Origin of the sequence: Massilia horti, from assembly GCF_004614195.1 — a bacterium.
In the GTDB taxonomy this organism is placed as follows: domain Bacteria; phylum Pseudomonadota; class Gammaproteobacteria; order Burkholderiales; family Burkholderiaceae_D; genus Telluria; species Telluria horti.
The window spans coordinates 21144-39422 of record NZ_SPUM01000008.1; the positions used below are offsets into that span (position 1 = coordinate 21144).

Genomic DNA, 18279 nt, shown 5'->3' on the forward strand with positions numbered 1-18279 from the left:
CACAGCCTGCCCGGCCCGCCACAACAGGTTCAGGATTTCGTCTTTGCGCATTTGGGGTTTGATGGCAGGTCTGCAGACCGCCTGTCGAACTGGCCGCCCCCGGGAGGTGAAGCATGCAGCAGTTGTACTCGATTGAAGGGGATAGTGAAACGGCACGCTTGGTTAGGCAGACCGACTGGCGTGCCACGCCGCTGGGCCCCGTCGAACGATGGCCCCAGAGCCTGCGCACCTCACTGAACATCTGCCTTGCCTGCCGCTTTCCGGTCCTCGTCTGGTGGGGGCCGCAGTTGGTGATGTTGTACAACGACGAGTACGTCCCTGTGCTCGGCAACAAGCATCCGGCGGCGATGGGCGGGATCGGCCGCGAGGTCTGGGCCGATGTGTGGAATGTGGTGGGGCCAATGCTCGACAGTGTCCTGACCACCGGCAAGGCAGCCAAGGCGGACGACCTGCTCCTGCTGATGAATCGGGCGGGATATGTTGAAGAAACTTACTTCTCCTTCAGCTATTCGCCCATTGTGGACGAATCGGGCGGCATCGGCGGCATCTTCACGCCCGTCATCGAGACAACCGAAAAGGTGATCGGGCGCCGCCGTGTCGAGCTGCTGCGCGAGTTGGGCAGCCAGCCGCGGGCGGACAACCTGCAAGATGCCTGCGCGTCGGCAGCAAGGCTGCTGGCGCGGGCGGTAGAAGATCTGCCATTCGGGATCATTTACGCCATCGATCAAACCAGCGGTGCTGCGCGCCTGGCCTGTTCGTTTGGCCTGGACGCTTGCCGCGCGCTCGTGCCGGATGTGATTGCACCGGACGATCAAGCCCAGCCATGGCTGGTCATGCAGGCGGCGGCTACCCGCGAGGTGCAGGAGGTGCGCGCACTGGACGCCACCGCGCCTGACTTGCCGCACGGCGCCTGGGGCGCTGCCGTCGAGCAGGCGCTCGCGATCCCGATTACGATTCCCGGCCACGAAGCTGCGACGGTCGTGCTGGTGGCCGCTGTGAGTCCGCATCGCGCGCTCGACGACGCCTACCTGTCGTTCTACCGGCTGCTTGCGGACCAGCTTCGGATCGGCATCAGCGCGGCTTTGTCCTACGAGGCCGAGTGCAAGCGGGCCCTGGCGCTGGCGGAAATCGACCGCGCCAAGACCACTTTTTTCAGCAACATCAGCCATGAATTCCGGACCCCGCTCACCCTGATGCTCGGCCCGCTGGAAGAGGTGATCGGCGACTCTGACGTGCCTGCGTCGGCGCGTGAACACCTGGAGCTGATCAAGCGCAACGGCACCCGCCTGCTCAAGCTGGTGAATGCGCTGCTCGATTTTTCCAGGATCGAGGCGGGCCGGATGGAGGCCTCGTTCGAGCCGCTCGACCTGGCGGCCTTCACGGCCGAATTGGCCGGCGTGTTCCGCTCGGCGGTCGAGCGGGCCGGGCTTCGCCTGGAGGTCGACTGCCAGCCGCTCTCCGAACCGGTGTATGCCGACCGGACGATGTGGGAGAAGATTGTCCTGAATCTGCTGTCCAATGCGTTCAAGTTCACGCGTGAGGGCACAATCACGGTGCGCGTGTACGAGCATGAGCGGCATGCGGTGCTGACGGTGAGCGACACCGGGGTGGGCATCGCCGAGGCCGACTTGCCACGGCTGTTCGAACGTTTTCACCGGATCGAGGGCAGGTGGTCGCGTTCGCACGAGGGCAGCGGCATTGGCCTGGCACTGGTGCGCGACCTGGTGACGCTGCACGGCGGCCAAACGCGCATCGAGAGCAGTGAGGGGCACGGGACCACGGTCGCTGCGTTGCTGCCATTTGGCCATGCGCACCTGCCGGCCGACCAGCTCGCGCGCGAGCCCAGCGGCGGCGCCCCGGCGCCCCAGGGAGACGCCTACGCGGCCGAGGCCGAATTGTGGCTCGGCTCTTCCAGGCCGTCCGTGCCGCATGACTCGCTTGCCGCGGGCGGTTTTGTCTACATCGTCGACGATAACGCCGACATGCTCGACTACGTAGCCAAGCTGCTCGCGCCACACCATCAGGTGCGGACGTTTTCGAACGGACTGCTGGCACTGGAGCAGGCCAGGAAGTGCATGCCGGCCCTGATCGTCTCGGACGTGATGATGCCCGTGATGGGCGGCTATGAGTTGCTGGCGGCTGTCAAGGCGGACAAGGCGCTGGCCGGGGTGCCCGTGCTGCTGCTGTCGGCGCGCGCGGGCGAGGAGGAACGCATCGAGGCCGCACGGGCCGGCGCCGACGACTATCTCGAAAAACCGTTTTGCGGGCGCGAGCTGCTGGCCAAGGTCGATGCGCTGCTGCTCAAGTCGCGCATCCACAAGGTGGAAAGCGACCAATCCGAGCGGATGCATGCCATTCTTTCGCAGGCGCCGGCGGCGATCGCGCTGCTGCGTGGGCCCGAGCATACCTTCGAGCTGGCCAATCCGCTCTACCAGGAACTGATGGGCCGGCACGACCTCCTGCACAAGAGCGTGCGCGAGGCGCTGCCGGAGCTGGCCGAGCAGGGGATGTTCGACCTGCTCGACCGCGCCTATGCTTCCGGCAAGCCCTATGTGGGACGCGCGCTGCGCGCTGACCTCGTGCGCGGCAGCGCCGGCCTGCCACAAGAGGCCTATTTTGACTGCGTCTACCAGCCGACCTTCGACAGCCTTGGTGCGGTCGACGGCATCGCCGTGGTCGCATTCGACGTGACCGAGACGATGAGGGCCAGGCGGGCGGCGGAGAACGCCAGCCGCGCCAAGGACGAATTCATCGCCATGCTGGGCCATGAGCTGCGCAACCCGCTCGCGCCCATCATGACCGCGCTGGAAGTGATGAAGCTGCGCGGGATCGACGCCGTTCGCAACGAGCACGGCATCATCGAGCGCCAGGCCAAGCACATGATCGGGCTGGTCAACGACCTGCTCGACGTGGCGCGCGTTTCGCGCGGCAAGGTCGAATTGCGGCGTGAGCCGACCGAACTGGCGGCGGTGGTCGCGGCGGCGGTGGAAACGGCCAGCCCTGTGCTCGAGGAACGCCGGCAGATCCTGGCCCTGGACATCCCGGCCCAGGGCCTGAAATTATGCGTGGACGTGCAGAGGATGAGCCAGGTGTATGCGAACCTGCTGACCAACGCCGCCAAATACAGCGACAAAGGCAGCCGGATCACGGTGGCGGGGCGGCGCGACGGGAGCGACATCGTGCTGGACGTGACCGACACCGGGCGCGGCATCTCCGCCGACATGCTGCCATGTGTGTTCGACATGTTCTACCAGGACCCGCAGAGCCTGTCGCGCTCGCGGGGCGGGCTGGGCCTTGGGCTGACGATCGTGCGCAGCCTGACCGAACTGCATGGCGGCAGTGTCAGCGTGGACAGCCGTGGTCCGGGCAAGGGGGCAACGTTCACGGTCCGGGTGCCGGCGGCTGATACGGCCGGGCTCGTCCCGGCAGCCGACCTGGGCGGCGCGAGCGTGACTCGGCAGGCTGAGCAACATGTCGGCGTACTGGTGGTGGACGACAACGTCGACGCCGCCGAAATGCTCAAGGAGCTGCTGCTGTCGTTCGGCTACGGCGTCGAGACGGCGTACGATGGCCCTTCCGGCTTGCGCAAGCTGGACGAGTTCTGGCCTGACATGGCCATCCTCGATATCGGCCTGCCCGGCATGGACGGCTATGAACTGGCGGAGCGAACCAGGCAACTGGCCGGCGACCGGCCGGTCTACCTGGTGGCGCTGACCGGTTACGGGCAGGAGGGCGACAGGGAGCGCGCGCGGTCGGCCGGCTTCGATCGCCACCTCACGAAACCGGTCAACCTGCCGGCACTGCTGGACATGCTGGCCGAGGTGTCATCGGGCAAACGCGCGGCCCTGGCGCGCCCGCAGGCACACTGAGCCGCGCGATCCGCTAGTAGGCGCGGTGCCGGTCACGGTGCTCGGCGGCGCCGCCGCGCTTGCGGATCACGGTCACCTGGCCATCCGGTTCGAGGTAGGCGCGCTTGACCTGCGCGATGTCCTCGACCTCATGCTCGCGCAGCATTTCTGCCAGCTCTTCGTCGGCGATCAGTTCGCGCTTGAGCACGGCCTCCTGCTTGACCCCGTCTTTCACGATGCACAGCGGCCGCGGCAGAACCACACGACGTATCAAGGGAAAGCGGAAGCTGAGGAAGTTGAGCACCAGGCTCCAGCCAATGATGGTGGACATCAGGACGAAGCCGTCGGGCACCGATTTATAGTCGCCGGCCATCGCGTTTTGCGAGGCGTCTGCGATGATGACCAGGACCAGCAGGTCCGACAGGCCGAGTGCGCCCACGTCGCGCCGCACGATAAAGCGGAACATCGAAAACAGGAAAAAGAAGGTGAGCGTTCCGCGGATGAACAGCTCGATGGGCGACATCGTGAATCCAAACAGGTTCGACCAGTCGATCGCAGGCATGGGTTCCTCCCACTGATGATTCTGCAGTCGATGGTACGCCTTGCAGAGATTCACTGCTGTGCGTCGGTTAACTTAGAAACGACCTCTTACTGCATCGAATTTGCAGTAACAGGCCCGCTTCTGGGTCGATGGCGGTTTTTATGCATTCTGCCCCCCGTTTTTTGCAGTTCATCGCAAGTCGATGGAAACGGCAGGGCCGGCTCGGTAAAGTTACATCATACCAACTGACTTTTACCGCAGGAGCCCATTATGAAAATCCGTAAAAATCTCGAAGCCGTATTCCTCGCCGCCGCCCTGGTGGGCACCTTCGCCAGCTACGCGACTGCGAAAGTGCCGGCCATGCGCGCAGCCAAGGCCGCAGCCGTCAACAGCGTAGCGCTGCAGGCCGACATGCCGGTGGTGGTGATCAAGGGCCAGCGCCTGACGGCCGCCGAAAAGGCCGCCCTGAACTGATCCGGCAGGGTGGGGCGGGCGGCAGGAAGTCATCCTTGCCGAATCTCGCGAGGATTGTCTGTCGGCTTGGTACAATTGCGGTTTCGACATACGCGAACCTCCAACCCCGACATGATAGACATCCAACTTCTCCGCAAAGACATTGACAAGGTCGCCGCCCGGCTCGCGGCCCGCAAGTTCCAGCTCGACGTCGCGGCGTTCAGTTCCCTCGAAGGCGAGCGCAAGGCGATCCAGACGCGCACCGAGGAACTGCAGGCCAAGCGCAATGCGCTGTCCAAGCAGATCGGCATGCTCAAGGGCAAAGGCGAAGACAGCTCGGCCGTGATGGCGGAAGTGGCGGGCATCGGCGACGAGCTGAAGGCAAATGAGGCGGCGCTGGCCGACGTGCAGGCCAGGTTGATGCACTTCCTGGAAGTCATCCCGAACCTGCCGAACGAGGCGGTGCCGGTGGGCGCCGACGAAAACGGCAACGTGGAGGTGCGCAAGGTCGGAACGCCGCGCGTGTTCGACTTCGAGGTCAAGGACCACGTCGACATCGGCGAAAAGCTGGGCCTGGACTTCGATACCGCAGCCAAGCTGACCGGCTCGCGCTTCTCGGTGATGAAAGGCGGCATTGCGCGCCTGCACCGTGCGCTGGCGCAGTACATGCTTGACACCCACACCGGCAACCACGGCTATACCGAGTGCTACACGCCGTACCTGGTCAATGCCGCGTCGCTGTTTGGCACTGGCCAACTGCCCAAATTCGAGGCCGACCTGTTTTCGGTAAAGAAGGGCGGCGCCGAAGGCGAGGGTGAAAACTTCTACCTGATCCCCACCTCGGAAGTATCGCTGACCAATATGATGCGCGACGAGATCGTGCCGGGCGAGCAGCTCCCGATCAGGCTTACCGCGCACACGCCGTGCTTCCGTTCGGAAGCGGGCAGTTACGGCCGCGACACCCGCGGCATGATCCGCCAGCACCAGTTCGACAAGGTGGAGCTGGTGCAGGTGACGCATCCGGACCAGTCGTATGACGCGCTGGAACAGATGGTGGGCCAGGCCGAGACGATCTTGAAGAACCTGGGGCTGCCGTACCGCGTGGTGCTGCTGTGCACGGGCGACATGGGCTTTTCCGCGGCCAAGACCTACGACCTGGAAGTCTGGCTGCCGGCGCAGAACACATACCGCGAGATTTCGTCGTTGTCGAACACGGAAGCATTCCAGGCGCGCCGGATGCAGGCGCGTTTCCGCAACGCGCAGGGCAAGCCGGAGCTGGTGCACACGCTCAACGGATCGGGCCTGGCGGTGGGTCGCACGCTGGTGGCGGTGCTGGAGAACTTCCAGCAGGCCGACGGCAGCGTGGTGATCCCGGAAGTGCTGCGTCCGTACATGGGCGGCCTGGAGCGCCTGAGCCCGGCATAAGCGGTGGCGCGGAGGGCGGTGGCAGGAAGAATAGCCGATTGCTCTTCCGTTTTCGCGCAGGGCTGCTATAATGCAAGCCCTCTTGCGAATGAATGCAAGTTCGACCGAATCAGGAAAGGTGGCAGAGTGGTCGAATGCACCGGACTCGAAATCCGGCATACGGTAATACCGTATCGTGGGTTCGAATCCCACCCTTTCCGCCAGTAAATGAAAAAGGCTCCCGACGGGGGCCTTTTTTATTTGCGGAAAGGAGCGGGCCAACAGTTTGGCCCGCGTGTGGGATTCGAAGACGCGCGCATGCTTGCGCGCGGGCGGCCTGCAGCATGTAGGCGAATCCCACCCTTTCCGCCAGTAATATGAAAAAAGCTCCCGCCGGGGCCTTTTTTATTTGCGGAAAGGAGCGGGCCAAGAGTTTGGCCCGCGTGTGGGATTCGAAGACGCGCGCCTGCATGCGCGCGGGCGGCCTGCAGCATGTAGGCGAATCCCACCCTTTCCGCCAGTAAATGAAAAAGGCTCCCGACGGGAGCCTTTTTTCGTTTGCGGGCGGAAAACTGTCGAAGCCCGTAGCCGCCGCACATTGTAGGGTGCGCACCTGTGCGCACGCGGTCCACCGCATACTGACTTGCGGCTGCCGCTTCCCTGCGCAACGTGCGCGAACCGCGTGCGCACAGGTGCGCACCCTACACCTCGGTAAGCCTTTCGAACGAAAGGACCTAATGCTTGAGCAGGTAGCTGTTCAGGAACTGGATACCGCTGAAGAAGAGATAGTCCTGATTGCCCTTCTTGCCGAAGCCATGCCCTTCATCGTTGGCCATCATGTACCAGACCGGGATTTCGTTTTTCTTCACCGTTTCGACGATCTGGGCCGATTCCTGATACGGCACCCGCGGGTCGTTCTTGCCCTGGACGACAAACAGCGGCTTCCTGATCTTGGTTGCGTTGTTCAGTGGCGCAATCTTCTCGAGGAACTGCCGCATCTCGGGATCGCGTTCGTCACCATATTCCACGCGCCTCAGGTCGCGCCGGTAGCTTTCGGTGCGTTCGAGGAAAGTGACGAAATTGGAAATACCAACGATGTCGATTGCCGCAGCGATGCGGTCGGCATAGTTGGTCGACACCGCCAGCGACATGTAGCCGCCGTAGCTGCCACCCATCACGGCTACACGCGATGCATCCATGTCTGGCTGGGTTGCTATCCAGTCGAGCAGGGCGCCGATGTCGCGCACGGAGTCTTCGCGCAGGCGGCCATTGTCGAGCTTGAGAAAGCTCTTGCCATACCCGCTCGAGCCGCGCACGTTGGGGTAGATGACGGTGATCCCCATCTCGTCCGTATAGTAGTTATTGCGACCCTGGAAGCCCGGCTGGAACTGGCCCTCCGGTCCGCCATGGATATTGATCAGTACTGGCCGCTTGCCGGGGAATCGCGCTGCCGGCGCGCGGTAGGCGAAGCCTGAGATCATGCGCCCGTCGAACGACTTCCAACGCACCAGGCTTGGCTCTACGAACTTGCCCATTTCGACCGCCATCGGCTCGTGTCTGGTCCAGCGCGTAACAGCCATGGTTTTGATGTCGATACTGTAGACGTCCGACGGGCTGGTCGCTGATGACAGCGATAGCCCGAGGTGACGGCTGTCCCGATGCCACTCGATCCGGCCAATTGTGCCGACAGGCAGCTTTGGCAGCGGAACGAGCTTGTGATCGGATGTGCGCATCAGGCGCAACACGCTCGTGCCTTCCTCGTTCGCCACGAACGCGAGCATACGGCCATCGTGTGACAGGTCCAGCGCCTCGACGTCCCAGTTGATGTCCGGCGTGAGCGCCTTGGCCTGCAGCGTGGCCAGATCGATATACACCAGCCGCTTGAACTCGGCGCCGCGGTCGCTCACCGCATAAATGCCTTTGCCATCGTGCGAGAACCTGGCATTGCCGTAGGCGACCGGCTCATCGCCGTTCTTTTCGGTTATACGGCGCGTTTTGCCGCTGGCAAGGTCCATCAGCCACAGGTAGCTTTCGTTGGCCGAGACGTGCTCGACGAATATGAGCTGCTTTTCATCTTCCGAAAACTCGAAACCGCCCCAGCCGCCGCCCGCCAGCTCAGCCAGCTTGCGCGCCGATCCGGGGTGAACGGGATCCACGATACTGACGGTAGAGGAGATCGCATCGTTCGATCCCTGACGATTGACCGGTACCGTTACATAGACAAGCTTGTCGCCTTTGGGCGACCAGCTGATGCCTTGCACGCGCTGGTCCGCAGGCGTGATCGGGACTGCTTCGCCACCGGCGAGGTCGCGGCGGTAAGTGCGGAACACCTCGTTGCCGCCGATGTCCTTGTTAAAGATGTAGAACTTGCCCTGGCCGGGGTTATAGCTGGCGCCGCGTACCGGTTCTGGATAATCGGTAAGCAGTTCCATCTTGTCACCGGGCTTGGTCAACCTGAATAGCTGCGGTGTGTTGTTGTGGCGCCTGACCACGATCATCTCGAGCCGGGTCGGGTGCCAGGACGTGATCGATGTGGGTTTGAATTCGTTATATTTGGCCACCTGCGCTGCGAGGCCGGCGGGCACTTGCGGCACGTTTTCGAGCACGAGCGCGGGAGGGGGCGGGAAGGCTGCTTGATCGGCAGCCCCGGCCCCGGTCGAAACGAGTGCCGTGAACAAGACCAGCCCGAACGGGCGGGGGAGATGCAAAAACCTCATCTGGGATTCCTCCTGATGGTGGGCAGGCGATCTGGAAGAGGGGCTTGGCACGCAGTGCAGCCCGCTCTGGAATTGTTTTTTTACAAAACAACTCAACTTTACAATGTTAATTGCCAGGAGGGGAAATGATTTGGGGGCGGTAGGCAAGCAGGGGGGCAACCAGGACTTGCCAGTTTTTATGCGCCTGCTATAATGCGGCCTCTCGCAAATGCGAACGACCGAATCCTGGAAAGGTGGCAGAGTGGTCGAATGCACCGGACTCGAAATCCGGCATACGGTAATACCGTATCGTGGGTTCGAATCCCACCCTTTCCGCCAGTAAATAAAAAAGGCTCCCGACGGGGGGCCTTTTTTATTTGCGGGCGGAAAGGAGCGGGCCAACAGTTGGCCCGCGTGTGGGATTCGAAGACGCCTTGATTCTTCAACGGCAAGCAGTGATGCGGCTCTTATGTGAACGGCCGAACACACCGGCCAGGCGGACTTGCGCATACTGCTGGGCTGGTAAGGCTTGTGCCGGCCGCGACGTCAGTCACTGCCGTGGTCGGTGACAAGCGAAACGGGAGAAAACCAACAATGAGCAAACTCACCCATTCGCTGGACGCGCGCATGACGCGCGAACTGGAGCGCGAGCGGAACGAGCGCGAACTGAACGATGAAGTGCGCACGGGCTTGTCGACAGCCGACGAGTTCCGCACAAAGGATGCACGCGAGCGCTACTGCGGGCAAACCCGGCAAGAAAAGCTCGGGCTAAAAAGAGGGACCTAAGATGAGATGGGAAGGCGATCGCGAGAGCGACAACATCGAGGACCGTCGCGGTGGCGGCGGCGGTGGCTTTGGTTTCGGCGGCGGTTCGATCGGCATCGGCACGATCATCATCGCGGTCATCGCCTCGTGGTTCTTCGGCGTTTCGCCCTCTACCATCCTCAATCTCCTGTCCGGGGACGGCGGCAATCCGGCCCAGGTTCAATCGACGCAATCCCACCCGCCGGCCAACGATTCGGAGACCCGGTTCGTGCGCACCGTGCTCGCCTATACCGAGGATGTGTGGTCGCAGATATTCCAGGCCAATGGCGCGCGTTATGATCCGCCCACGCTGGTGCTGTTCACGCGGCGCACCCCCACTGCCTGTGGCCTGGGGCAGAGCGCCACCGGCCCGTTCTATTGCCCGGCGGACCAGAAGGTCTATATCGACCTGGCGTTCTTCAACCTGATGCAGCAGCGGTTCCATGTTACCGGGGAGTTCAGCCAGGCGTACGTGATTGCGCACGAGGTCGGCCATCATGTGCAGAATTTGCTCGGGATCTCGGACAAGGTCGACGCCGCGCGCCGCCACGCGTCCGAGGCGCAGGCCAACGCGCTGTCGGTGCGGCTCGAGCTGCAGGCCGACTGCTTTGCGGGCGTGTGGGCGAATCATGCGAACCAGATGCGCAACATCCTGGAGCAGGGCGACGTGGAAGCGGCCCTGAACGCGGCCAGCGCGATCGGCGACGATACGCTACAGCAGCAGTCGCAGGGCGTGGTGGTGCCCGATTCCTTTACCCACGGCACGTCGGCTCAGCGCGTGCGCTGGTTTACCCGCGGCATTCAAAGCGGCCGGGTCGAGCAGTGCAATACCTTCGATGCGGGCCAGTTGTAACCCCTACGTTTCCGTGCGCGTATCGCATTCCCCGGCCCGTTGACTTAACGTCGGGGTTCCAACTCACGACGGGGAGGAGTTATGTGGGCAATGAATTATCGGGGGCCCTATCGCGTGCGCGTCGACCAGAAACCTGACCCGGTGATCGAACACCCCGAGGACGCGATCGTCCGGGTCGTGTGCTCGTGCATCTGCGGGTCGGATCTGCACCTTTATCACGGACTGGTGCCCGACACGCGGGTCGGCCATACGTTTGGCCATGAGTTCATCGGGATTGTGGAAGAGGTCGGCTCGGCCGTGCAGACGCTCAGGCCCGGTGACCGGGTGTTGGTGCCGTTTAATCTCTTTTGCGGCAGCTGCTTCTTCTGCCAGCGTGAGCTTTACAGCAACTGTCACAATACCAATCCGGAGGCGACCGCGATCGGTGGCATCTACGGGTATTCGCACACCACAGGCGGCTACGACGGCGGCCAGGCCGAGTATGTGCGCGTGCCGATGGCCGATGTGGGCCCATACAAGATTCCTGACGACATACACGACGACGACGCGGTGCTGCTGACCGACGCGCTGCCGACCGGCTACCAGGCGGCCGAAATGGGCGACATCCGGGAGGGCGACGTGGTCGTCGTGTTCGGGGCCGGCCCGGTGGGCATCTTTGCCGCCAAGTCGGCCTGGCTGATGGGGGCGGGGCGCGTGATCGTGGTCGATCACGTCGAATACCGGCTCGAGTTCGTCAAGCGCTACGCACAGTGCGAGGTGGTTAATTTCCGCGAGGTGCGGGATATGGCACTGCATATCAAGCAGATGACCGACTGGCTGGGCGCCGATGTCTGCATTGATGCGGTCGGCTGCGAGGCATCGGGCAGCCTGGCCCAGACGATCACGGGACGCTGGATGATGTTGCAGGGGGGCGCAGCGACCGCGCTTTACTGGGCGATCAATTCGGCGCGCAAGGGGGGCAATGTGTCCATTGTCGGCGTATATGGCCCGACCTTCAATGCAGTGCCGATCGGTAACGCCTTGAATAAGGGCTTGACGCTCCGCATGAACCAGACCAGCGTCAAGCGCCACGTGCCGCACCTGATCGAGCACATCCGCGCGGGCAATATCGATCCGAAACAGATCATCACCCACCACGTTCCGTTGGAAGAGGTGTCGGAGGCCTACCACCTCTTTTCGAACAAGCTCGACAACTGCATCAAGACGGTCCTGATACCGCCGCGCGCCGGCGAGGCTCGGCACGCGGCGGGCGGCGTCTTGCATTAAGGAGGCAGGGATGGATTCCGACATCGTCCGCAGGGACATGGCCGAGCAGCGGGAGCACCCGCAGCACCACGGCCATGTCGATTACGAGCGCCAGCTCGATTACGATCTGGATCGGCACCGGCCGTCGCGCGAGCAGTTGGCGCATATCAAGGGCTGGGGCGCCGACCTGGACCGCAGGAATCGCCCGGCGGTTCCAATGGAACACGAGCCTCCTCGCTTTATCAATCCGCAGCCTGGCCAGCCGGTGCAGCAGGCGCAAACGGTCGAAGTGTTTGTCTCACCCGAGCGGCCCGGCATTACGCCGGTCTTCGGCACGGCCCAACCGCCGCGCGGATTGTCGGGCGCGATCCGGCGGGCGGCGTACAAGCGAACAGAAAACGACCTGCGCCACTGGCTGCTGTTACTTGTCGCTGACCGCGTCAACGTGGTCGAGGGCATCGGCCAGGATCTGATGGAGGGGCGCGTGCCCAATATTCTGGGCGAGATGGGAATCCGCTCCGAGCTGCGCCATAATCCGGCCGGCCTGGCCAGGAAGGCGGCGATCGCCACCGCGGTGGCAGGGGGAATCTGGCTGCTGATAAACCGGGCCCGGCGCCGCTGACCGGCACTTCACGCGTTGGCCACGCGGAACAGTCTGACCTTGTCGACAGCGCCGGCTGTTTGCGGGTTTATTGCGTTTAATCAAATGGTTTTATTGAACTTTGTTCAATATCGGGGAATGCTCGGCTTGCTTGCCGGGGATTCAACCGATGGGAGACCAAATGAACACGCGCAAAACCCTACTTGCGGCGTCGCTCGGCGCCTTGCCCCTGATCGCGTGCGGCCCAGCCGCCGCCCAGATGATGAGCGCTCCGGTCGCTCAGACCGCCCAAGCCAAGGCGGCGGTGCTCGCGCAGTTGCAGGCGCGGCGCGCTGCCAACGGGCTGGGCGCCAGCCACGGTTACATGATCACGGTCCAGCATCCGGGCATGCAGGGCACCCAGGTGGTGCGCGCGGCGCACACCTACAAGGGCGTGCGGGTGTTCGGCTCGGAATCGGTGGTGGTGCTCGATAAAGCTGGCCACATCGTGTCGGAATCGGACTCGCATCGGCGCGATTTCCTTGGCAAAGGCGGGGCGAAGAATATGGGCGCCCCGGCCATCGACTTTTCCGTCAAACCGGCGATCTCGTCGAAGACTGCGATCGATGCTGCAATCGCGACGGTGGGTTCCAATTCGACCCACATCAGTCCACCCAATGCCGAACTGATCATTTACCCGTTGATGAGGAGCGAACGCCTGCCTTCGGCTGCCGGCAAGCCCGAAGCCGAGCTGAACGCGCTTGACCTGCAGGAGGTGGTCGACTCCTACGAACTGGCCTACCTGGTGCACACGCGTATGGTGAAGGGCGACCAGCCGGTGTATTTCGACACGGTGGTGAGCGCACGCGACGGCCACCTCATCGACCAGTGGAGCATGCTGCAGACCGTGGTCGGTGTCGGCAAGAGCCAGTACAACGGCGACGTGCCGATCAACACGACCCTGGTCAATGGCCAGTACAAGATGATCGACGACACCCGCGGCACCGGCGGGACCTTTGGCGCCATGGCGATCACGAATGCCAATCACGGCACCTCGGCAGGCAGTGTCTACGTCAACAGCACCAATGAATGGGGCGACGGCAAGCAGTACGTCAGCGGCGGTTCGACCACCGATGCCAACGGCCAGACGGCCGCGGTCAATGCGATGTGGGGCCTGATGAATACCTACGACATGCTCAAGAACACGCTGGGCTGGCAGTCGCTGGACGGGCACAACACGGCCACCTACATCGCCGCCCACGTGAACAACAACTACGACAACGCCTATTACAGCGATACCTGCCGCTGCATGTTCATTGGCGATGGCAGGTCGTTCTACAGCCTGGGCTCGATTGACGTGATCGGGCACGAGATGGGCCACGGCGTGACGGCGGCGACCTCGAACCTGACCTATTCCGGGGAATCGGGCGGCCTGAACGAATCGGCCTCCGATATCAACGGCGAGGTGGTCGAGGCTTACGCGCGCGCAGGGGGGCAGGGGGAAACCATACCCGCCACCGGCAACGACTGGGTGATGGGCAAAGAGATCAGCAAGACCGGCACGCCGCTGCGCTGGATGTACAAGCCGAGCAAGGACGGCACCAGTCCGGACGCCTGGAGCACCACGCTCAAACGCCTCGACGTGCACTACAGCAGCGGACCGAACAACCGGATGTTCTACTTCCTGGCACAGGGTTCGAGCGCCGACGCGGCCAGCGACTATTACAGCAAATTCCTGGTCAAGTCCCCCGCGGCGATGACCGGGATCGGCCTGGACAAGGCATACCGGATCTGGTTCAAGGCGAACACCACCAAATTTACGGCCAGTACCAACTACGCCGACGCGCGCAACAAGATGATCGAAGCGGCGAAAGAGCTGTACGGCAAGCAAAGCAAGGAAGCGACGGCCGTGCAGCGCGCCTACGCGGCAATCAATGTCGGCGAGGATGTTGACGAGCTGTAGCCGAGCTTGCGGCCAATCCGCCCCGCGCGGACCGGGTCCGGCATCGGACCCGTTGCCCATGGCGGCGGCCGCGTGCCCGCCGCCACACCCATGCTTGGTCAGGACGCGCTGTTTGCAGTGGACAGTTCGAGCCTGGCTTCGCCGATGCCCATCACCTGGCCGGTCGGGCTGTTCTCCCCGCTCACGCGCACGAATGACACCGTGAGCATACCCATCTGGGTTTTGGAGAGGCCGGCCAGGGCGTCGGTCAGCACAAAGCGCAGCTGGACGGGGCCGCCGTGATGCATGGCGCCGGCAATCTTGAACGGACCAAGCGTGCCGAGCAGTATCGACCTGACCGAGGAGCCGCCCGTCAGCCCCTGGCCATCGCCCGCGGTGAGGCTGGCCGTGGCGCCCCCCGACGGCATGTTCAGGTAGACCCGGTAGAAGTAGCCGCCCTCGCTGCCGACCTTGGTCAGCTGGATGTTGTCCAGTACCAGTTGCACCGACTGGTACCGGAGCGTGCCGCCGGGCGCCGTTGCCGCACTGCCGCCCGCAATTTGCGCGACCGACTGGCCGTATTCGCTGGAGAGCGGCAACTGGACGCTGACCGAACGCTCGGACAGGCCGATGTCGAGCGAACCCGCGGCCGAGAAGGTGGAGTCGCTGGTGGCCCGCGGGATGGAGAGCCGGTACGAGCCGACCGGCGGCGGCGACAGCAGTGCCTGCTCCCCACCCGGCTGGCTGCTCAGCAGCGAAGAACCGCCCGCCAGGCTCGGCAGGCGGGACGGCATTTGCTCGTTCTGGTAGTAGTAATTCAGGCTGCTGCGATTGTCGTAGGTGAGATTGCGGCTCATCGTCAGCGCGCCGCTGTACCTGAAGCTGCCCGACCAGTAGGAATTGGAGAGCGCCGGCATCTTGCGATTACCGCCGGCAAACACCCATGCGACCCACAGCCGGTCGATGTTGGCATGGTGCAGCCAGAAGATGGGATCGACCGGCGACTCCATCGTGGTCATCCAGCCCCCGATGATGTCGTGCACCGGATTGTGCGGTGCGTCTTCAATGCTGGGCTCGAAGGCGTTGGAGCTGCCGCGCGGGAAATTGGTCAGCCTCGAGGAAAATGGCGCCAGGGTCAACGCGTCGCGCACATTGTTATTGACGCGGCTGGCCCAGAGCGGATTGCCCGACGTGTTGGCGGTGAATTCGGACGGGAGATTGGGGTTGGTGTAATAATCCCAATACGGAAGCACGAGCCCGCTGTCGCCGGATACCGAGCGCAGCTGTCGTTCGAAATAATAGAGAAAGCCGCGATGCCACGCCAGGAAATAGGCGACGCTGTGCGGGCAGTAATTGACATGCGCATTGACCCAGTATGCCCAGCTGTTCGGATCGGATGAATTGGTATTTGCCTGCATTTTGCCAATTGCAAATCGCAGCGCGCTGTAATGCGACGTGTTCTTGAACGTCTGCCACTCCTGGCGCTGGAACTGCGCACCCTGGGCCGAGACGAAACCCATCGGGAGCATGGTTGCGCCCGCGGCCAGGATCGATTGCTTGAGAAAATCTCTGCGTCTACTATCATGCGGTTTCATGTGATTCTCCACGCTGCGAAAAGAGTCGAAGGTGAAAGGGGAAAACCCGGAGGTGACATTGCCAGTGGGTCTTTAAGCCAAAGAAAACAGAAACCAGACTCAGCAAACATCAAGCTGCAAAAATTAATGAACCTACAACGTGATAATTGTAGAGTTGTTTTTTGCTGTTCCGTTTAGCCCGCACCAAGCGTGCCGGAGCGCTGCAACTGAAACTAAAAGCAGCCGAAACAGTCCGGAGACTAAATGAAATGAATACGGAGATACCGAACAAATGCGGGCGCGATTATCCGACGATTAAACGCGCGCGAGCATCGGATACGCATCGGCTGTGCGGGCGTGATTTCCCGGCAAACTGATTCACCAGGCAAGGAGAAACGGACCGGCCGGGCGGTTTTAATCCTGCAGGACAACCTCGGTACCCGCCGCGACCAGCCCGGCCACTTCCGCCGCGCTCCAGTTGGTCAGGCGGATGCAGCCGTGTGATTCGGTCTTGCCGATCAGTGCAGGGGTGGGCGTGCCGTGGATGCCGTAGTGCGGCTTGGACAGGTCGATCCAGGCGACGCCGACCGGGTTGTTGGGGCCCGCCGCGATCGTCACTTTCTTGTCGCCGGGGGCCGCATCCCAGAACAGCTTGGGGTTGTAGTTGTAGACCGGGTCGAGCGAAACCCCGTTGACCTTCCATTTGCCGATGGGGAGCGGGTCGTGCTCGCTGCCGGTCGAGGCCGGATACTGCGCGAGCAGCCGGTTGCTGGCGTCGTATAGCATCAGGATGCGGCCATTCTTGCTGACGACCACCCGCGCGGCCTGCGGCAGCGCCGCGCTGCCCAGCACGTTGGGCACCAGGATTTGTTCACCGGCGCGGGACAGATTCTTGCCCGGGTTCAGGCGCTCGAGCAGTGCGGGGCTGGCGTGGAATTTTTCACCCAGTCCTTCCTGGGGCGAGGAATAGCCGAGCGCGGGCAGCGCGGCCTTGGCCACCATGTCCTCCGGGACCGGCCGGAACGGGCCGGCCACGTCGGCCTGCTCGATGGTATAAGTCGCCAGGGTCGGCGTGTTGTCGGCATTGAGCGCGTTCCAGGTTGCCTGGTCGAGCTGGCCGCTGACGGGCAGCGCGCGGGATTTCTGGAACCCTGCCAGTGCCTGGCGCATGTTAAAGCCGTAGGCGCCGTCGATCTCGCCGGGCGAGAAATGGGCACGATCGAGCAGCACCTGGGCGCGCAGGATTCGTTCGGCCTCCTGCGCCTGTTGGTCGGCCGCCGCGGAAGCGGGCGGGAGCGTAGCGCGTGCGGCATCTTGCGCGCTCGCGACAGAGTGGAAGGCAAGGGCCAGCAGGCTGGCCAGGGCGGATACAAAAAGTGATTTCAACTGAGATTCCTGCGTTTACGAAACCGAGTCCAATGTAGTTGCAGGTCAGAATCCGGTCTGTGCGGGAACGAACTCAGGCAGGAGTACTTTCCAGCCGGTACAATCGGCGCGATGAGCCAAACCCGCACACCTATCATCACCCTCCTGCCGGCTGGCTGGCGCATGCCCGCGCCAGCCGGAAGCACCGTCCTGCAAGCGGTCGAGGCCGCCGGTGTCACGCTGCCCAGTTCATGCCGCAATGGCACCTGCCGCACCTGCCTGTGCCAGATGACGAGCGGCAGCGTCCGTTACCGGGTCGAGTGGCCCGGGCTGTCGCCCGAGGAAAAGCGGGACGGTTATATCCTGCCTTGCGTGGCGCTGGCGCAGGCTGACCTGGTGCTGGACGTGCCGCTCGCAGCGCGTACGCGGGCGGCCTGACCATCTCGCCGGCACCGCGCCGGCGTTCCGGGGCCGGTTGGCTGAACCGCTAACGGTGTGCGCAGCGCAGCTGCACACCCTACGGGATGCGCTCGTCGACCTGTCTTGCCCTGCTGGATTGACCTTTTAGCGGCGGCAACAATCCCCCTGCGCACGATTGAAAGCTGTCTCAGGACTTCCATGCTAGGCTGGGTGAAAACGTAGCTTTTTCACCAAAGGCGATACCCGAGCCAGAGCCGGCAGCGGGCGCCAGCCTGTCCGCGTTTGATTTGGAACAATGACCTGCCGGCACGGATTGCTACGATGTTTTTTGGCAGAAAGGAAAACCATGAGCAGCACATCCGACTTGATCGTCGCGACCGGCGCCAAAGACGCATTGATCGCGCACCAGACACCTGATCCGGAAACGCCGCCGCCAGAGCAACCGCCGCCGCCGTTCCCGGTGCCGGACGATGTGCCGCTGCCGACCCACGCGCCGGTGCAGGAGCCGACCCAGCCCGAGCCGCCGATCCGGGCGGCTCAGGGGTAACGTCGGC

Annotated in this window: 14 protein-coding genes and 2 tRNA genes; 12 read left to right on the plus strand and 4 right to left on the minus strand. The window is 63.2% G+C overall.

Annotated elements, in window-relative coordinates; genetic code table 11:
• Positions 1-113: 113 nt before the first annotated feature.
• Positions 114-3869, plus strand: coding sequence for an ATP-binding protein (locus E4O92_RS01520; protein ID WP_135187983.1), 3756 nt, complete (start codon positions 114-116; stop codon positions 3867-3869).
• 13 nt (positions 3870-3882) lie between these two features.
• Here the strand turns inward: E4O92_RS01520 and E4O92_RS01525 are convergent, their stop codons facing one another.
• The gene (locus E4O92_RS01525) at positions 3883-4410 is read right to left on the minus strand and encodes a DUF421 domain-containing protein (protein WP_135187984.1); all 528 of its coding nucleotides are present in this window, start codon (positions 4408-4410) and stop codon (positions 3883-3885) included.
• A gap of 249 nt (positions 4411-4659) precedes the next feature.
• Here E4O92_RS01525 and E4O92_RS01530 point away from each other — a divergent pair, with 249 nt between their 5' ends.
• From E4O92_RS01530 to E4O92_RS01540, 3 genes are all read left to right on the plus strand, one after another.
• The gene (locus E4O92_RS01530; protein WP_135187985.1) at positions 4660-4863 is read left to right on the plus strand and encodes a hypothetical protein; all 204 of its coding nucleotides are present in this window, start codon (positions 4660-4662) and stop codon (positions 4861-4863) included.
• Positions 4864-4974: 111 nt separating this feature from the next.
• On the plus strand, positions 4975-6267 hold the full coding sequence (serS, locus tag E4O92_RS01535) for a serine--tRNA ligase (RefSeq protein WP_135187986.1): 1293 nt from the start codon (positions 4975-4977) through the stop codon (positions 6265-6267).
• A 112-nt stretch (positions 6268-6379) separates the two neighbouring features.
• A tRNA-Ser gene (locus E4O92_RS01540) sits at positions 6380-6470 on the plus strand.
• A 510-nt stretch (positions 6471-6980) separates the two neighbouring features.
• On the opposite strand, the gene E4O92_RS01545 is transcribed toward E4O92_RS01540, so the two are convergent.
• Complete coding sequence (locus tag E4O92_RS01545; RefSeq protein ID WP_135187987.1) at positions 6981-8963, minus strand: S9 family peptidase; 1983 nt, start codon at positions 8961-8963, stop codon at positions 6981-6983.
• Between the two features lie 227 nt (positions 8964-9190).
• Between E4O92_RS01545 and E4O92_RS01550 the strand changes: the two genes are divergently transcribed.
• From E4O92_RS01550 to E4O92_RS01575, 6 genes are all read left to right on the plus strand, one after another.
• Positions 9191-9281: transfer RNA gene (locus tag E4O92_RS01550), tRNA-Ser, on the plus strand.
• Positions 9282-9536: 255 nt separating this feature from the next.
• Positions 9537-9728, plus strand: coding sequence for a hypothetical protein (locus tag E4O92_RS01555; protein WP_135187988.1), 192 nt, complete (start codon positions 9537-9539; stop codon positions 9726-9728).
• Between the two features lies 1 nt (position 9729).
• A complete protein-coding gene (gene ypfJ, locus E4O92_RS01560) occupies positions 9730-10599 on the plus strand; it encodes a KPN_02809 family neutral zinc metallopeptidase (RefSeq protein ID WP_135187989.1) in 870 nt (289 codons plus the stop codon).
• 81 nt (positions 10600-10680) lie between these two features.
• On the plus strand, positions 10681-11865 hold the full coding sequence (locus tag E4O92_RS01565; protein ID WP_135187990.1) for a zinc-dependent alcohol dehydrogenase: 1185 nt from the start codon (positions 10681-10683) through the stop codon (positions 11863-11865).
• 10 nt (positions 11866-11875) lie between these two features.
• Positions 11876-12466 carry a hypothetical protein gene (locus E4O92_RS01570; protein ID WP_229482895.1) on the plus strand — a complete coding sequence of 197 codons (591 nt, stop codon included), beginning with the start codon at positions 11876-11878 and terminating at the stop codon, positions 12464-12466.
• A gap of 160 nt (positions 12467-12626) precedes the next feature.
• Entirely contained in the window at positions 12627-14387 is a 1761-nt protein-coding gene (locus tag E4O92_RS01575; protein ID WP_135187991.1) for a M4 family metallopeptidase, read from the plus strand.
• A 98-nt stretch (positions 14388-14485) separates the two neighbouring features.
• On the opposite strand, the gene E4O92_RS01580 is transcribed toward E4O92_RS01575, so the two are convergent.
• Complete coding sequence (locus E4O92_RS01580; RefSeq protein WP_135187992.1) at positions 14486-15961, minus strand: tyrosinase family protein; 1476 nt, start codon at positions 15959-15961, stop codon at positions 14486-14488.
• Between the two features lie 393 nt (positions 15962-16354).
• Positions 16355-17326, minus strand: a complete 972-nt coding sequence (locus E4O92_RS01585; protein ID WP_229482897.1) for a L,D-transpeptidase family protein — start codon at positions 17324-17326, stop codon at positions 16355-16357.
• Between the two features lie 111 nt (positions 17327-17437).
• On the opposite strand from E4O92_RS01585, the gene E4O92_RS01590 reads away from it, so the two are divergent.
• Entirely contained in the window at positions 17438-17743 is a 306-nt protein-coding gene (locus E4O92_RS01590) for a 2Fe-2S iron-sulfur cluster-binding protein (protein WP_135187993.1), read from the plus strand.
• Between the two features lie 328 nt (positions 17744-18071).
• Positions 18072-18272, plus strand: coding sequence for a hypothetical protein (locus E4O92_RS01595; protein WP_135187994.1), 201 nt, complete (start codon positions 18072-18074; stop codon positions 18270-18272).
• Positions 18273-18279: the final 7 nt, after the last annotated feature.